Annotated in this window: 14 protein-coding genes; all 14 read left to right on the forward strand. The window is 40.3% G+C overall.

What is annotated here, in order from left to right; translation table 11 throughout:
• The first annotated feature begins 110 nt into the window (after window positions 1-110).
• The 14 genes from HT688_RS02875 to holA all read left to right on the forward strand — a co-directional run bounded on the left by HT688_RS02875 (window position 111) and on the right by holA (window position 16,281).
• Window positions 111-980, forward strand: a complete 870-nt coding sequence (locus tag HT688_RS02875; RefSeq protein WP_000941427.1) for a branched-chain amino acid ABC transporter permease — start codon at window positions 111-113, stop codon at window positions 978-980.
• Between the two features lie 3 nt (window positions 981-983).
• Complete coding sequence (locus tag HT688_RS02880; RefSeq protein WP_000662290.1) at window positions 984-1,940, forward strand: branched-chain amino acid ABC transporter permease; 957 nt, start codon at window positions 984-986, stop codon at window positions 1,938-1,940.
• On the forward strand, window positions 1,940-2,704 hold the full coding sequence (locus tag HT688_RS02885; protein ID WP_172923546.1) for an ABC transporter ATP-binding protein: 765 nt from the start codon (window positions 1,940-1,942) through the stop codon (window positions 2,702-2,704). The genes HT688_RS02880 and HT688_RS02885 overlap by 1 nt, the downstream gene beginning before the upstream one ends.
• Window positions 2,704-3,414 carry an ABC transporter ATP-binding protein gene (locus HT688_RS02890; RefSeq protein WP_050091862.1) on the forward strand — a complete coding sequence of 237 codons (711 nt, stop codon included), beginning with the start codon at window positions 2,704-2,706 and terminating at the stop codon, window positions 3,412-3,414. The genes HT688_RS02885 and HT688_RS02890 overlap by 1 nt, the downstream gene beginning before the upstream one ends.
• A 467-nt stretch (window positions 3,415-3,881) precedes the next feature.
• A complete protein-coding gene (locus tag HT688_RS02895) occupies window positions 3,882-4,538 on the forward strand; it encodes a CBS domain-containing protein (protein WP_172923547.1) in 657 nt (218 codons plus the stop codon).
• 107 nt (window positions 4,539-4,645) lie between these two features.
• Window positions 4,646-5,741 (forward strand): peptide chain release factor 2 gene (prfB, locus tag HT688_RS02900; protein WP_172923548.1). Its coding sequence is split into 2 segments (ribosomal slippage): window positions 4,646-4,717 and window positions 4,719-5,741, totalling 1,095 coding nucleotides; the frame shifts between segments, so codons are not numbered across the junction.
• Between the two features lie 17 nt (window positions 5,742-5,758).
• The gene (gene ftsE, locus HT688_RS02905; RefSeq protein WP_172923549.1) at window positions 5,759-6,451 is read left to right on the forward strand and encodes a cell division ATP-binding protein FtsE; all 693 of its coding nucleotides are present in this window, start codon (window positions 5,759-5,761) and stop codon (window positions 6,449-6,451) included.
• Entirely contained in the window at window positions 6,444-7,370 is a 927-nt protein-coding gene (gene ftsX / locus HT688_RS02910; protein ID WP_000625541.1) for a permease-like cell division protein FtsX, read from the forward strand. The genes ftsE and ftsX overlap by 8 nt, the downstream gene beginning before the upstream one ends.
• Window positions 7,371-7,776: 406 nt before the next feature.
• Window positions 7,777-9,957, forward strand: coding sequence for a PTS transporter subunit IIBC (locus HT688_RS02915; RefSeq protein WP_172923550.1), 2,181 nt, complete (start codon window positions 7,777-7,779; stop codon window positions 9,955-9,957).
• A gap of 51 nt (window positions 9,958-10,008) precedes the next feature.
• Window positions 10,009-10,824: an endonuclease/exonuclease/phosphatase family protein gene (locus HT688_RS02920; protein WP_172923551.1), complete on the forward strand. Its 816-nt coding sequence runs from the start codon at window positions 10,009-10,011 to the stop codon at window positions 10,822-10,824.
• 255 nt (window positions 10,825-11,079) lie between these two features.
• On the forward strand, window positions 11,080-12,423 hold the full coding sequence (locus HT688_RS02925) for a DEAD/DEAH box helicase (protein WP_050208023.1): 1,344 nt from the start codon (window positions 11,080-11,082) through the stop codon (window positions 12,421-12,423).
• 213 nt (window positions 12,424-12,636) lie between these two features.
• Window positions 12,637-13,827 carry a methionine adenosyltransferase gene (metK, locus tag HT688_RS02930; RefSeq protein ID WP_000003909.1) on the forward strand — a complete coding sequence of 397 codons (1,191 nt, stop codon included), beginning with the start codon at window positions 12,637-12,639 and terminating at the stop codon, window positions 13,825-13,827.
• Between the two features lie 447 nt (window positions 13,828-14,274).
• Entirely contained in the window at window positions 14,275-15,210 is a 936-nt protein-coding gene (locus tag HT688_RS02935; RefSeq protein WP_000255155.1) for a dihydroorotate oxidase, read from the forward strand.
• A 33-nt stretch (window positions 15,211-15,243) separates the two neighbouring features.
• Window positions 15,244-16,281 (forward strand): DNA polymerase III subunit delta, encoded by a 1,038-nt coding sequence (holA, locus tag HT688_RS02940; protein WP_000879648.1) that lies wholly within the window; start codon window positions 15,244-15,246, stop codon window positions 16,279-16,281.
• Window positions 16,282-16,408 lie beyond the last annotated feature (127 nt).

The raw sequence follows: 16,408 nt of genomic DNA on the forward strand, positions 1-16,408 counted from the left end.
AGCAACCTGCGGCTAGTTTTCTAGTTTGCTCTTTGATTTTCATTGAGTATAAGAACCTATCAAAAAGTGAGGGGAAACTCTCAAAATTATAAATAGAAAGAGTGAATCTTATGCTCCAACAACTAGTAAATGGTTTGATTCTAGGTAGTGTTTATGCGCTGTTAGCTCTAGGATATACCATGGTTTACGGAATTATCAAGCTCATCAACTTCGCCCACGGTGATATTTATATGATGGGAGCCTTTATCGGTTATTTCTTGATCAATTCTTTCCAAATGAATTTCTTTGTAGCGCTTATTGTAGCTATGCTAGCGACAGCTATTCTTGGTGTCGTGATTGAGTTCCTTGCTTACCGACCTTTGCGTCACTCTACTCGTATTGCTGTTTTGATTACAGCTATTGGGGTTTCTTTCCTATTGGAGTATGGCATGGTCTATCTGGTTGGTGCCAATACTCGTGCCTTCCCTCAAGCGATTCAAACAGTTCGCTATGATCTGGGACCAGTTAGCCTAACAAACGTGCAGTTAATGATTTTGGCCATTTCCTTGATTTTGATGATTTTGTTACAAGTCATTGTCCAAAAGACTAAGATGGGGAAAGCCATGCGTGCAGTATCAGTAGATAGCGATGCGGCGCAATTGATGGGGATCAATGTAAACCGTACTATCAGCTTTACCTTCGCTTTGGGTTCAGCTCTTGCGGGTGCAGCTGGTGTTCTGATTGCCCTCTATTATAACTCTCTTGAGCCTTTGATGGGGGTTACTCCAGGTCTTAAGTCTTTCGTTGCCGCAGTACTTGGTGGTATCGGAATCATTCCTGGTGCGGCTCTTGGTGGTTTTGTGATTGGTCTATTGGAAACCTTTGCGACAGCCTTTGGAATGTCAGACTTCCGTGATGCCATTGTTTATGGAATTTTGTTGTTGATCTTGATTGTCCGCCCAGCTGGTATCCTTGGTAAAAATGTGAAAGAGAAGGTGTAAGCGATGAAAGAAAATTTAAAAGTTAATATTCTATGGTTACTCCTTTTATTAGCTGGCTATGGCTTGATTAGTGTACTGGTTTCAGTCGGAGTACTCAACCTATTCTATGTACAGATTTTACAACAAATTGGAATTAATATTATTCTGGCTGTTGGTCTCAACTTAATCGTTGGTTTTTCAGGACAATTTTCACTTGGTCATGCTGGTTTTATGGCGATTGGTGCCTATGCAGCAGCTATTATTGGTTCTAAATCACCAACCTACGGTGCCTTCTTTGGAGCCATGCTTGTAGGGGCTTTACTTTCAGGAGCAGTTGCCTTACTTGTCGGGATTCCAACCTTGCGCTTGAAGGGGGACTATCTTGCGGTAGCGACTCTAGGTGTTTCTGAAATTATCCGTATCTTTATCATCAATGGCGGAAGCCTTACAAATGGTGCAGCAGGTATCTTGGGAATTCCAAACTTTACAACTTGGCAAATGGTTTACTTCTTTGTTGTGATTACAACCATTGCAACCTTGAACTTCTTGCGTAGCCCTATTGGTCGTTCAACCCTCTCCGTTCGTGAGGATGAAATCGCTGCTGAGTCTGTTGGGGTTAATACGACTAAAATTAAAATTATCGCTTTTGTCTTTGGTGCCATTACTGCAAGTATTGCAGGGTCACTTCAGGCAGGATTTATCGGGTCTGTTGTACCGAAAGATTATACATTCATTAACTCAATCAACGTTTTGATCATTGTTGTATTTGGTGGACTTGGTTCCATTACAGGTGCCATTGTTTCAGCTATTGTTCTGGGAATTTTGAATATGCTTCTCCAAGATGTTGCCAGCGTGCGTATGATTATTTACGCTTTGGCCTTGGTCTTGGTAATGATTTTCAGACCAGGTGGACTTCTTGGAACATGGGAATTGAGCCTATCACGTTTCTTTAAAAAATCTAAGAAGGAGGAACAAAACTAATGGCATTACTTGAAGTAAAACAGTTAACCAAACATTTTGGCGGTCTAACAGCTGTTGGAGATGTGACTCTTGAATTGAACGAAGGGGAACTGGTTGGACTAATCGGTCCAAACGGAGCTGGGAAAACCACTCTTTTCAACCTCTTGACGGGTGTTTATGAACCAAGCGAGGGAACAGTAACCCTAGATGGTCACCTTTTGAATGGAAAGTCACCTTATAAGATTGCTTCTTTGGGACTTGGACGTACATTCCAAAATATCCGTCTCTTTAAAGATTTAACAGTTTTGGACAATGTTTTGATTGCTTTTGGCAACCATCACAAACAACATGTTTTTGCTAGTTTCTTACGCTTACCAGCTTTTTACAAGAGTGAAAAAGAATTAAAGGCTAAGGCTTTGGAATTGTTGAAAATCTTTGATTTAGATGGTGATGCAGAAACGCTTGCTAAAAATCTTGCCTACGGACAACAACGTCGTTTGGAAATTGTTCGTGCCCTCGCTACGGAACCTAAAATTCTCTTCTTAGATGAACCAGCAGCAGGTATGAACCCGCAGGAAACAGCCGAATTGACTGAGTTAATTCGTCGCATCAAAGATGAATTTAAAATTACGATCATGCTGATTGAACACGATATGAATCTGGTCATGGAAGTAACAGAACGCATCTACGTACTCGAATACGGTCGTTTGATTGCTCAGGGAACTCCAGAAGAAATTAAGACCAATAAACGCGTTATCGAAGCTTATCTAGGAGGTGAAGCCTAATGTCTATGTTAAAAGTTGATAATCTTTCTGTGCATTACGGCATGATCCAAGCAGTCCGTGATGTAAGCTTTGAAGTGAATGAAGGAGAAGTCGTTTCCCTTATCGGTGCCAATGGTGCAGGTAAGACAACCATTCTCCGTACCTTGTCTGGTTTGGTTAGACCGAGTTCAGGAAAGATTGAATTTTTAGATCAAGAAATCCAAAAAATGCCAGCTCAAAAAATCGTGGCAGGTGGTCTTTCACAAGTTCCAGAAGGCCGCCACGTCTTTCCTGGCTTGACTGTTATGGAAAATCTTGAAATGGGAGCTTTCTTGAAGAAAAATCGTGAAGAAAATCAAGCTAACTTGAAGAAGGTCTTTTCACGCTTTCCTCGTCTTGAAGAACGGAAGAACCAAGATGCAGCTACTCTTTCAGGAGGAGAACAACAAATGCTTGCCATGGGACGCGCCCTCATGTCAACACCAAAACTTCTTCTTTTAGATGAACCATCAATGGGACTTGCCCCAATCTTTATCCAAGAGATTTTTGATATCATTCAAGACATCCAGAAGCAAGGAACAACCGTCCTCTTGATTGAACAAAATGCTAATAAGGCACTCGCAATCTCTGACCGAGGCTATGTGCTGGAAACAGGAAAAATCGTCCTATCCGGAACAGGAAAAGAACTCGCTTCATCAGAAGAAGTCAGAAAAGCATATCTAGGTGGCTAAAAAGGTCCGGGGGACCTTTTTAGTCGGTGAATAGAGATTGCGAAGCAATCATCAAATCCAGTGGATTGTTTTAGTCGGTGGATGAAGATTACGAAGTAATCATCATTATAGTCCAGTGGACCTTTTTAGTCGGTGGATAAGGATTACGAAGTAATCTTCGCATAGTCTGGGAGACTAGTTTAGGTTGCGGATGGAAATTACGAAGTAATCATCATTATAGTCCAGTGGACCTTTTTAGTCGGCATATTTAGATTGCAAAGCAATATTCATCTACATTGAAAGCTTAATTTCTAATAATTGAAAAAATCGAATGAAACGTTTCTAACCTTCATTCACAGAGCTCGATTTTAGAGCTCTTTTTGCTAGCTTATTCATACTTTTCTGAATTTTGAAAAAGAAATGTAAGCGTTTGATAGATTTACAAAAAGATTGTATAATAGGGATAAGAATAGAAAAGGAGAAGTCTCATGGCAGTTAAAGATTTTATGACCCGCAAGGTAGTGTATATTAGTCCAGATACAACAGTATCTCATGCAGCAGATTTGATGAGAGAGCAAGGGTTGCACCGCTTGCCTGTTATCGAAAATGATCAATTGGTTGGTTTGGTGACTGAAGGAACCATTGCGCAAGCTAGTCCATCCAAAGCAACAAGTCTTTCTATCTATGAGATGAACTATCTTCTGAATAAGACAAAAGTAAAAGATGTCATGATTCGTGACGTTGTCACTGTTTCAGGCTATGCGAGTCTAGAAGATGCAACTTATCTGATGTTGAAAAACAAGATTGGTATTCTTCCTGTCGTAGATAATCATCAAGTATACGGAGTTATTACGGACCGTGACGTTTTCCAAGCCTTTCTTGAAATTGCTGGTTATGGTGAAGAAGGAATTCGTGTGCGCTTTGTTACAGAAGATGAAGTTGGCGTTCTTAGTAAGATTGTTTCTCTAATCGTTGAAGAAAATTTGAATATCTCTCATATAGTCAATATTCCGCGTAAGGATGGTAAGGTGATTATCGAAGTTCAAATCGATGGATCAATTGATTTACCAGCCTTGAAAGAAAAATTTGAAGCAAATGGTATTCAAGTGGAAGAAATCACTCGCACTTCAGCAAAAGTCTTGTAAAAAGGGAAGCCCAAAGGCTTCTTTTTTCATAAAAAAGGGATTATAGCAAAAGATGGAAAGAAATGATAAAATATGCTATAATGAAATGATGTAAAAATGGAGTATTTATGGACATTTCAGTAATCCGTCAGAAAATTGACACAAATCGTGAAAAATTATCTTCTTTCAGGGGGTCTCTTTGACCTAGAAGGTCTAGAGGAAGAGATTGCCATCTTGGAAAATAAGATGACTGAACCTGATTTTTGGAACGATAATATCGCGGCCCAAAAAACGTCGCAAGAATTAAATGAATTAAAAAACACCTACAACACCTTCCACAAAATGGAAGAGTTGCAGGATGAAGTTGAAATTTTATTGGACTTTTTATCTGAAGATGAGTCGGTGCATGAAGAATTGATAACGCAGTTATCCGAACTTGATAAGATGATGACCAGCTACGAGATGACTCTACTCTTGTCAGAACCTTATGACCACAACAATGCCATCTTGGAAATCCATCCAGGTTCTGGTGGTACTGAGGCGCAGGACTGGGGCGATATGTTGCTTCGTATGTATACTCGTTATGGTAATGCTAAAGGCTTTAAAGTGGAAGTATTGGATTACCAAGCAGGTGATGAGGCAGGTATTAAGTCGGTAACCTTATCATTTGAAGGTCCTAATGCCTACGGCCTTCTCAAGTCAGAAATGGGTGTGCACCGTTTGGTGCGAATTTCGCCGTTCGACTCTGCCAAACGTCGTCATACCTCTTTCACATCTGTAGAAGTGATGCCTGAGTTGGACGATACCATTGAAGTGGAAATCCGGGAAGATGACATCAAGATGGATACCTTCCGTTCAGGTGGTGCCGGTGGACAAAACGTCAACAAGGTTTCAACAGGTGTACGTTTAACCCACATTCCAACTGGAATTGTTGTCCAATCAACAGTGGATCGTACCCAGTATGGAAATAGAGATCGAGCTATGAAGATGTTGCAGGCTAAACTCTATCAAATGGAGCAAGAGAAGAAAGCTGCGGAGGTAGATTCCCTCAAGGGTGAGAAAAAAGAAATCACATGGGGAAGCCAAATTCGTTCTTATGTCTTCACACCTTATACTATGGTAAAAGATCACCGAACTAGCTTTGAGGTTGCTCAGGTAGATAAGGTTATGGACGGGGACCTAGATGGTTTTATCGATGCCTATCTCAAGTGGCGCATTAGCTAAGATAGAAAGGAACTCATATGTCAATCATTGAAATGAGAGATGTCGTCAAAAAATACGACAACGGAACGACTGCCCTACGCGGTGTTTCGGTCAGCGTTCAACCGGGGGAATTTGCTTACATCGTAGGACCTTCAGGAGCAGGTAAGTCAACTTTTATTCGTTCTCTGTATTGTGAAGTAAAAATCGATAAAGGAAGCCTATCAGTTGCTGGTTTTAATCTGGTTAAGATTAAAAAGAAAGATGTCCCGCTTCTACGTCGTAGTGTTGGGGTTGTCTTCCAGGATTATAAACTCTTGCCAAAGAAAACGGTCTATGAGAATATTGCATACGCTATGGAAGTAATCGGGGAAAATCGCCGTAATATCAAAAAACGAGTGATGGAAGTTTTGGACTTGGTTGGCTTGAAGCACAAGGTTCGTTCTTTCCCCAATGAACTCTCAGGTGGGGAGCAACAGCGGATTGCGATTGCGCGTGCCATTGTAAATAATCCCAAAGTACTGATAGCCGATGAACCAACAGGAAACCTGGATCCTGACAATTCATGGGAAATTATGAATCTCTTGGAACGGATTAACCTACAAGGGACAACTATTTTGATGGCGACTCATAATAGCCAGATTGTAAATACCTTGCGCCACCGTGTCATTGCCATTGAAAATGGCCGTGTCGTTCGTGACGAATCAAAAGGAGAGTATGGATACGATGATTAGTAGATTTTTTCGCCATTTATTTGAAGCCTTAAAAAGTTTGAAACGAAATGGTTGGATGACAGTAGCTGCTGTCAGTTCAGTCATGATTACTTTGACCTTAGTGGCAATATTTGCTTCTGTTATTTTCAATACAGCGAAACTAGCTACAGATATTGAAAATAATGTCCGTGTAGTAGTTTATATCCGAAAGGATGTGGAAGATAACAGTCAGACAATTGAAAAAGAAGGTCAAACTGTTACAAATAATGACTACCACAAGGTATATGATTCTTTGAAGAACATGTCTACGGTTAAGAGTGTTACCTTTTCAAGTAAAGAAGAACAATATGAAAAATTAACCGAGACAATGGGAGATAACTGGAAAATCTTTGAAGGAGATGCCAATCCTCTCTATGATGCCTATATTGTAGAGGCAAACACTCCAAATGATGTAAAAACTATAGCCGAAGATGCTAAAAAAATTGAAGGTGTCTCTGAGGTTCAAGATGGCGGTGCCAATACAGAAAGACTCTTCAAGTTAGCTTCATTTATCCGTGTTTGGGGACTAGGGATTGCTGCTTTGTTAATTTTTGTCGCAGTTTTCTTGATTTCAAATACCATTCGTATTACCATTATTTCCCGCAGTCGCGAAATTCAAATCATGCGCTTGGTCGGAGCTAAAAACAGTTATATCCGTGGACCGTTCTTGTTAGAAGGAGCCTTTATCGGTTTATTGGGAGCTATCGCACCATCTGTTTTGGTCTTTATTGTTTATCAAATGGTTTACCAATCTGTCAACAAATCGTTGGTAGGGCAAAATCTATCCATGATTAGTCCAGATTTATTTAGTCCTTTGATGATTGCCCTACTATTTGTGATTGGAATTTTCATTGGTTCATTGGGATCAGGAATATCCATGCGCCGATTCTTGAAGATTTAGGTAAAATAATTACTTTTATGAGGAGGTTGTAAAATCTCCTTTTTTGCTACAAGAGTTTTTGAAAAGGGACTTCTAATACTCAATGAAAATCAAAGAGCAAACTAGGTAGCTCGCCACAGGATGCTCAAAATACTGATTTGAGGTTGTAGAAAGTCAGTCACATATATACGGTAAGACGACGCTGACGTGGTTTGAAGAGATTTTCGAAGAGTATAAAGAAGTCTCCCAGAGAAGACTTCTTGATGACTAATTTGAACTTGAAATTTTGCACTGGAAATTTTTTTGAAAAAGTGTAATTTTTTTTATAAAAGCCTTTACAAAAAAAAATAAAGTGGTATAATTAAATCATAAAAGGTGCAAACGTTTTCGTAAAACGTTTGCCTAAATAAAAATAAAGGAGATTTGAATGATGAAAGATACATTCAAAAATGTCTTGTCTTTCGAATTTTGGCAAAAATTCGGTAAGGCTTTGATGGTGGTTATCGCGGTTATGCCGGCTGCTGGTTTGATGATTTCAATCGGTAAGTCTATCGTGATGATTAACCCAACCTTTGCACCACTTGTTATTACTGGTGGTGTCCTAGAGCAAATCGGTTGGGGGGTTATCGTTAACCTTCATATCTTGTTCGCCCTAGCCATTGGAGGTAGCTGGGCTAAAGAACGTGCTGGTGGTGCTTTCGCCGCTGGTCTTGCCTTTATCCTAATCAACCGTATCACTGGTACAATCTTTGGTGTATCAGGAGATATGTTGAAAAATCCAGAAGCTATGGTAACAACTCTCTTTGGTGGATCAATCAAAGTTGCTGATTACTTCATTAGTGTTATGGAAGCTCCAGCACTTAACATGGGTGTATTCGTAGGGATTATTTCTGGTTTTATTGGAGCAACTGCTTACAATAAATACTATAACTTCCGTAAGCTTCCTGATGCACTTTCATTCTTTAACGGAAAACGTTTTGTACCATTTGTAGTTATTCTTCGTTCAATAATTGCTGCAATTGTACTTGCTGCTTTCTGGCCACTTGTGCAAACTGGTATCAATAGCTTTGGTATCTGGATTGCCAACTCACAAGAAACTGCTCCAATCCTTGCACCATTCTTGTATGGTACATTGGAACGTTTGCTCTTGCCATTTGGTCTTCACCACATGTTGACTATCCCAATGAACTACACAGCTCTTGGTGGTACTTATGATGTCTTAACTGGTGCAGCTAAAGGTAGTCAAGTATTTGGTCAAGATCCACTTTGGCTTGCATGGGTAACAGACCTTGTAAACCTTAAAGGTACTGATGCTAGTCAATACCAACACTTGTTAGATACAGTACATCCAGCTCGTTTCAAAGTTGGACAAATGATCGGTTCATTCGGTATCTTGATGGGTGTGGTTGTGGCTATCTACCGTAATGTTGATGCTGACAAGAAACACAAATACAAAGGTATGATGATTGCGACAGCTCTTGCAACATTCTTGACAGGGGTTACTGAACCAATCGAATACATGTTCATGTTTGTAGCAACACCTATGTATCTTGTTTACTCACTTGTTCAAGGTGCTGCCTTCGCTATGGCTGACGTCGTAAACCTACGTATGCACTCATTCGGTTCAATCGAGTTCTTGACTCGTACACCACTAGCAATTAATGCTGGTATCGGTATGGATATCATTAACTTCGTTTGGGTAACTGTTCTCTTTGCCGTAATCATGTACTTTATCGCAAACTTCATGATTCAAAAATTCAACTACGCAACTCCAGGGCGTAACGGAAACTACGAAACTGCTGAAGGTTCAGAAGAGTCTAGTAGCGAAGTAAAAGTTGCAGCAGGCTCTCAAGCTGTAAACATTATCAACCTTCTTGGTGGACGTGCAAACATCGTTGATGTTGACGCATGTATGACTCGTCTTCGTGTAACTGTTAAAGATGCAGATAAAGTAGGAAATGCAGAGCAATGGAAAGCAGAAGGAGCTATGGGTCTTGTCATGAAAGGACAAGGGGTTCAAGCTATCTACGGTCCAAAAGCAGACGTATTGAAATCTGATATCCAAGATATCCTTGATTCAGGTGAAATCATTCCTGAAACTCTTCCAAGCCAAATGACTGAAGCACAACAAAACACTGTTCACTTCAAAGGTCTTACTGAGGAAGTTTACTCAGTAGCAGACGGTCAAGTTGTTGCTTTGGAACAAGTAAAAGATCCAGTATTTGCTCAAAAAATGATGGGTGATGGATTTGCAGTAGAACCAGCAAATGGAAATATCGTATCTCCAGTTTCAGGTACTGTATCAAGCATCTTCCCAACAAAACATGCTCTTGGTATTGTGACTGAAGCAGGTCTTGAAGTATTGGTTCACATTGGTTTGGACACAGTAAGTCTTGAAGGTAAACCATTTACAGTTCATGTTGCTGAAGGACAAAAAGTTGCAGCAGGAGATCTCCTTGTCACAGCTGACTTGGATGCTATCCGTGCAGCAGGACGTGAAACTTCAACAGTAGTTGTCTTCACAAATGGTGATGCAATTAAATCAGTTAAATTAGAAAAAACAGGTTCTCTTGCAGCTAAAACAGCAGTTGCTAAAGTAGAATTGTAATATACTTGAGGTTGGAAGCTGTATTCCAACCTCTTATTTTGGGAGAAAAGCATGAAATTTTTAACACTCAATACTCACAGTTGGATGGAAAAAGAAGCTGAGGAAAAATTCCAGATTTTGCTTGAGGATATTCTTGAAAAAGACTATGATTTGATTTGTTTCCAAGAAATCAATCAGGAGATCACATCGCCAGAGGTGGAGGTCAATGATCTTTATCAAGCTTTGCCAGCAGCTGAGCCTATTCACCAAGATCACTATGTTAGACTCTTGGTTGAAAAGTTGTCTGAGCAAGGGAAAAATTACTACTGGACCTGGGCCTATAACCATATCGGTTATGATCGCTACCACGAAGGTGTAGCTATCTTGTCTAAAACACCTATTGAAGCCAGAGAAATTTTGGTTTCAGATGTGGATGATCCAACAGACTATCATACTCGCCGTGTTGCCTTGGCTGAAACTGTAGTTGATGGTAAGGAGCTTGCAGTTGCAAGTGTCCACCTTTCTTGGTGGGATAAAGGTTTCCAAGAAGAATGGGCACGATTTGAAGCTGTCTTGAAAGAATTGAATAAGCCACTTTTGCTAGCTGGAGATTTCAACAACCCAGCCGGTAAGGAAGGCTACCAAGCTATTTTAGCTAGTCCATTGGGCTTACAAGACGCTTTTGAAGTTGCTCAAGAGAAAAGTGGTAGCTATACTGTTCCACCAGAAATAGATGGATGGAAAGGGAACACTGAACCCCTTCGAATCGACTATGTTTTTACTACCAAAGAGTTAGAGGTAGAAAATTTACATGTTGTATTTGATGGTAACAATAGTCCGCAAGTCAGTGATCACTATGGCTTGAGTGCTATTTTAAACTGGAAATAATAACTGATACTCTTCGAAAATCAAATTCAAACCACGTCAACGTCGCCTTGCCGTATAGATGTTACTGACTTCGTCAGNNCGGCTAGTTTCCTAGTTTGATATTTGATTTTCATTGAGTATGAAAAGAGGTTGGGATTATAAAATTCCAGCCTTTTTCTTATTAGAGAAGCTACTGGAAATCGCCTAAATAAGTGAGACTACTGTAATGGAATAAAATATGGTATAATTGATAAGATAGATAGAATAGAGGATATTATGTCATTTACGAAATTTCAATTTAAAAACTATATTAGAGAGGCCTTGGAGGAGTTAAAATTTACAGCTCCAACAGAGGTGCAAGACAAATTGATTCCTATTGTTTTGGCAGGTAGAGATTTGGTTGGAGAATCAAAAACAGGTTCAGGTAAGACTCACACTTTCTTGTTACCGATTTTCCAGCAATTAGATGAAGCTAGCGATAGTGTACAGGCAGTGATTACTGCACCGAGTCGTGAGTTGGCTACTCAAATTTACCAAGCAGCCCGTCAGATTGCTGCCCACTCAGACGTGGAAGTTCGTGTGGTTAATTATGTGGGTGGTACGGATAAGGCTCGTCAGATTGAGAAATTGGCAAGCAATCAGCCTCATATTGTTATTGGAACACCAGGCCGTATTTACGACTTGGTTAAATCCGGTGATTTGGCTATTCACAAGGCCAAGACCTTTGTTGTTGATGAAGCAGACATGACCTTGGATATGGGATTCTTGGAAACTGTTGATAAGATTGCTGGCAGTCTTTCAAAAGACTTGCAATTCATGGTCTTCTCAGCGACTATTCCGCAAAAACTGCAACCATTCTTGAAAAAATACTTATCAAATCCAGTTATGGAGAAAATCAAGACCAAAACGATCATTTCTGATACCATTGATAATTGGTTGATTTCTACTAAGGGACGTGATAAGAATGCTCAAATTTACCAGTTGACTCAGTTGATGCAACCGTATTTGGCAATGATTTTTGTTAACACTAAAACGCGTGCTGATGAATTGCATTCTTACCTGACTGCTCAAGGCTTGAAGGTGGCAAAAATTCATGGGGATATTGCCCCTCGTGAGCGCAAGCGTATCATGAATCAGGTGAAAAATCTGGATTTTGAGTACATTGTCGCAACAGACTTGGCAGCGCGTGGGATTGACATTGAAGGTGTCAGCCATGTCATCAATGATGCCATTCCGCAAGATTTGTCCTTCTTTGTTCATCGAGTTGGTCGTACTGGAAGAAATGGCCTACCAGGCACAGCCATTACCCTTTATCAGCCAAGTGATGACTCGGATATCCGTGAGTTGGAGAAATTGGGAATCAAGTTTACTCCTAAGATGGTCAAAGATGGAGAATTCCAAGATACCTATGACCGTGATCGTCGTGCTAATCGTGAGAAGAAGCAAGATAAGCTTGATATTGAAATGATTGGTCTGGTCAAAAAGAAAAAGAAAAAAGTCAAACCGGGTTATAAGAAGAAAATTCAATGGGCGGTTGATGAAAAGCGCCGCAAAACCAAGCGTGCTGAAAATCGCGCTCGCGGTCGTGCAGAGCGTAAAGCGAAACGCCAAACATTTTAATAGAAATTGTTGGAGTACTGAACTCCAACTTTTTGCTTTATGAGAACGAACTATCTAAACCGAAATATCACATTAAAGACTGCAAATTGCGCTAAAAAATGGTATAATGATAAAGTTATATAGTCCCGATAAGATGGTAGGCATTTATCACTAAGAGTTTTCCTACCAGTACTTTGTAACTCTATAACACTATTTTTAAGGGGGGACATTTTTATGTCAGAACGTAAATTATTCACGTCTGAATCTGTATCTGAGGGGCATCCAGATAAGATTGCAGACCAAATTTCAGATGCGATTTTGGATGCTATTTTAGCAGAGGATCCAGAGGCGCACGTTGCTGCTGAGACAGCTGTCTATACTGGTTCCGTCCACGTTTTTGGTGAAATTTCTACAAATGCCTATGTGGATATTAACCGTGTGGTTCGTGATACCATTGCAGAGATTGGTTATACCAATACAGAATATGGTTTTTCTGCTGAGACAGTGGGAGTTCATCCGTCACTTGTTGAGCAGTCACCAGATATTGCCCAAGGTGTTAACGAAGCCTTGGAGGTTCGTGGAAATGCAGACCAAGATCCACTTGATTTGATCGGTGCTGGAGACCAAGGGCTCATGTTTGGATTTGCAGTGGATGAAACAGAAGAGCTCATGCCATTGCCAATCTCACTCAGTCATAAATTGGTTCGTCGTCTGGCAGAACTTCGTAAATCTGGAGAAATTAGCTATCTCCGTCCAGATGCAAAATCACAAGTTACAGTTGAGTACGATGAAAATGACCGTCCGGTACGTGTAGATACAGTCGTTATTTCTACTCAGCATGATCCAGAGGCTACTAATGAACAAATCCATCAAGATGTGATTGACAAGGTCATCAAAGAAGTTATTCCATCTTCTTATCTCGATGATAAGACAAAATTCTTTATCAATCCGACAGGTCGTTTTGTAATCGGTGGTCCTCAAGGGGACTCAGGTTTGACTGGTCGTAAGATTATTGTAGATACTTATGGTGGCTACTCTCGTCATGGTGGTGGTGCCTTCTCTGGTAAGGATGCGACTAAGGTGGACCGTTCTGCCTCATATGCAGCTCGCTATATTGCCAAGAACTTCGTTGCAGCCGGTCTTGCTAAGAAGGCAGAAGTTCAATTGGCCTACGCTATCGGTGTTGCCCAACCTGTTTCTGTTCGTATCGATACTTTCGGTACAGGAACAGTAGCTGAAAGCAAGCTTGAAAAAGCAGCCCGTCAAATCTTTGACCTTCGCCCTGCAGGAATTATCCAAATGCTGGACCTCAAGCGTCCAATTTACCGTCAAACAGCAGCTTATGGACACATGGGACGTACAGATATTGACCTTCCATGGGAACGTTTGGACAAGGTAGACGCTTTAAAAGAAGCAGTCAAATAAAATCTTAAGAGGGGGACTTCCTCTCTTTTTTATAGTTTTTAACTATACTGGGATACTGTTCTGAAAATCCATTTTGCGAAAGTAGAGATTTACATGTATTTCTTTAAAAATGCCAAAGGTTGAGATTTCTCCTCGTAATAGATAATCATGGAGATATTTCAATCCAAAGTTTTATTCGTTATCACTTGACTATTGCAAGGTTTTCTAGAGCAACAGAGTCATGGAATGGACTCATGGTTGAGATTTCTCCTTGTTGCTTGGACTTCATTCAAAAGTCTGTGACCCAAGTCTTGTTCAAACTTCCAATACACTAGCTGTTTCCATAACATGACTTCTGCACTAGACTTTCTTTTCCGAATAAATAGATAGAACCACAGAATCTAGTAAACCTAGAATTAAAATTATGGTATAATATTAGCAATAAAAAGAATCTGGAGGATTAGAATCATGGTATCAACGAAAACACAAATTGCTGGTTTTGAGTTTGACAATTGCTTGATGAATGCAGCAGGTGTGGCTTGTATGACGATAGAGGAGTTAGAAGAGGTCAAAAACTCAGCGGCAGGAACCTTTGTTACTAAGACAGCAACCTTGGACTTTCGTCAGGGAAATCCTGAGCCACGCTATCAAGATGTCCCACTTGGTTCTATCAATTCTATGGGCTTGCCAAATAAGGGCTTAGACTATTATTTGGATTATCTTTTGGATTTACAGGAAAAAGAGCCAAACCGAACTTTCTTCTTATCTCTGGTTGGAATGTCTCCAGAGGAAACCCATACTATCTTGAAAAAAGTCCAAGAGAGTGATTTTCGTGGTCTGACTGAGCTAAATCTTTCCTGTCCAAATGTTCCAGGTAAACCTCAGATTGCCTATGATTTTGAGACAACAGACCGGATTTTGGCAGAGGTGTTTGCCTACTTCACCAAACCTCTTGGAATTAAATTGCCACCATATTTTGATATTGTTCACTTTGACCAAGCGGCAGCTATTTTCAACAAGTATCCGCTCAAGTTTGTCAACTGCGTTAACTCTATCGGAAACGGCCTCTATATAGAAGACGAATCTGTCGTTATTCGGCCTAAGAATGGTTTTGGTGGAATTGGTGGAGAATACATCAAACCAACTGCTTTAGCTAATGTTCACGCCTTTTATCAACGCTTAAATCCCCAGATCCAAATCATTGGAACAGGTGGCGTGTTGACTGGTCGTGATGCCTTTGAACATATTCTCTGTGGAGCGAGTATGGTGCAGGTGGGAACCACCCTTCACAAAGAAGGCGTCGGTGCCTTTGACCGCATTACCAATGAACTAAAAGCAATCATGGCGGAAAAAGGATACGAGAGCTTAGAAGATTTCCGTGGGAAATTGCGCTATATTGACTAAATTAAATCGAAAAATCAGAAGAAAGGAGAGAAGATGCTAGCCATTGAAGAGAGTCAGAAGTTGACTTTATCAAATTTACCTAGCCTGAGCCTTTTTACAGGGACAGATCAGGGTCAGTTTGAAGTGATGAAGAGTCAAGTATTGAAACAGATTGGCTATGATTCTGCTGATCTCAACTTTGCCTACTTTGATATGAAAGAAGTGGTCTACAAGGATGTGGAACTGGAGTTAGTCAGCCTTCCTTTCTTTGCGGATGAGAAAATCGTGATATTAGACCATTTTGTAGATATCACAACAGCCAAGAAACGCTTTTTAACAGATGATGAACTCAAGTCGTTTGAGGAATACCTTGATAACCCTTCACCAACAACCAAGTTGTTGATCTTTGCGGAAGGAAAGCTGGATAGCAAAAGACGGCTGGTAAAATTACTTAAGCGTGATGCCAAGGTCTTTGATGCAGTAGAAGCCAAAGAACAAGAATTACGCCAGTATTTCCAAAAGTGGAGCCAGAAAGAAGGTCTGCAGTTTACCAATAATTCTTTTGAAAATCTTCTCGTCAAGTCGGGTTTTCAATTTAGCGAAATCCAGAAAAATCTCCTCTTTTTACAGTCCTATAAGGAAGACTCTGTTATCGAGGAAGAGGATATTGTTAACGCAATTCCCAAGACCTTACAGGACAATATTTTTGATTTAACTCAGTTTATTCTGACTAAAAAGATGGATCAGGCGCGCGATTTGGTTAGAGATTTGACCTTGCAAGGTGAAGATGAAATCAAACTGATTGCAGTCATGCTAGGACAATTTCGGACTTTTACTCAGGTGAAGATTTTGGCGGAGTCTGGGCAAACAGAATCTCAGATTGCAAGTAGTCTAGGAAGTTTTCTCGGACGCAATCCTAATCCCTATCAAATCAAGTTTGCGCTGAGAGATTCAAGAGGACTTTCTTTGAGCTTTTTGAAGCAAGTAATTTCCTACTTGATTGAGACAGACTATCAGATTAAGACAGGACTCTATGAAAAAGGTTTCCTTTTTGAAAAGGCACTCTTACAGATTGCTAGTCAGGTCAATTGACATTTGTTGAAACTACAACCCGCGTCAGGATTATCTTGTCGTGGGTTTCTTACTGATTTGCTTATTTTATACTCAATGAAAATCAAAGAGCAAACTAGGAAACTAGCTGCAGGCTGCTCAAAGCACT

The organism is Streptococcus sp. 1559 (assembly GCF_013276735.1).
Taxonomy (GTDB): domain Bacteria; phylum Bacillota; class Bacilli; order Lactobacillales; family Streptococcaceae; genus Streptococcus; species Streptococcus pseudopneumoniae.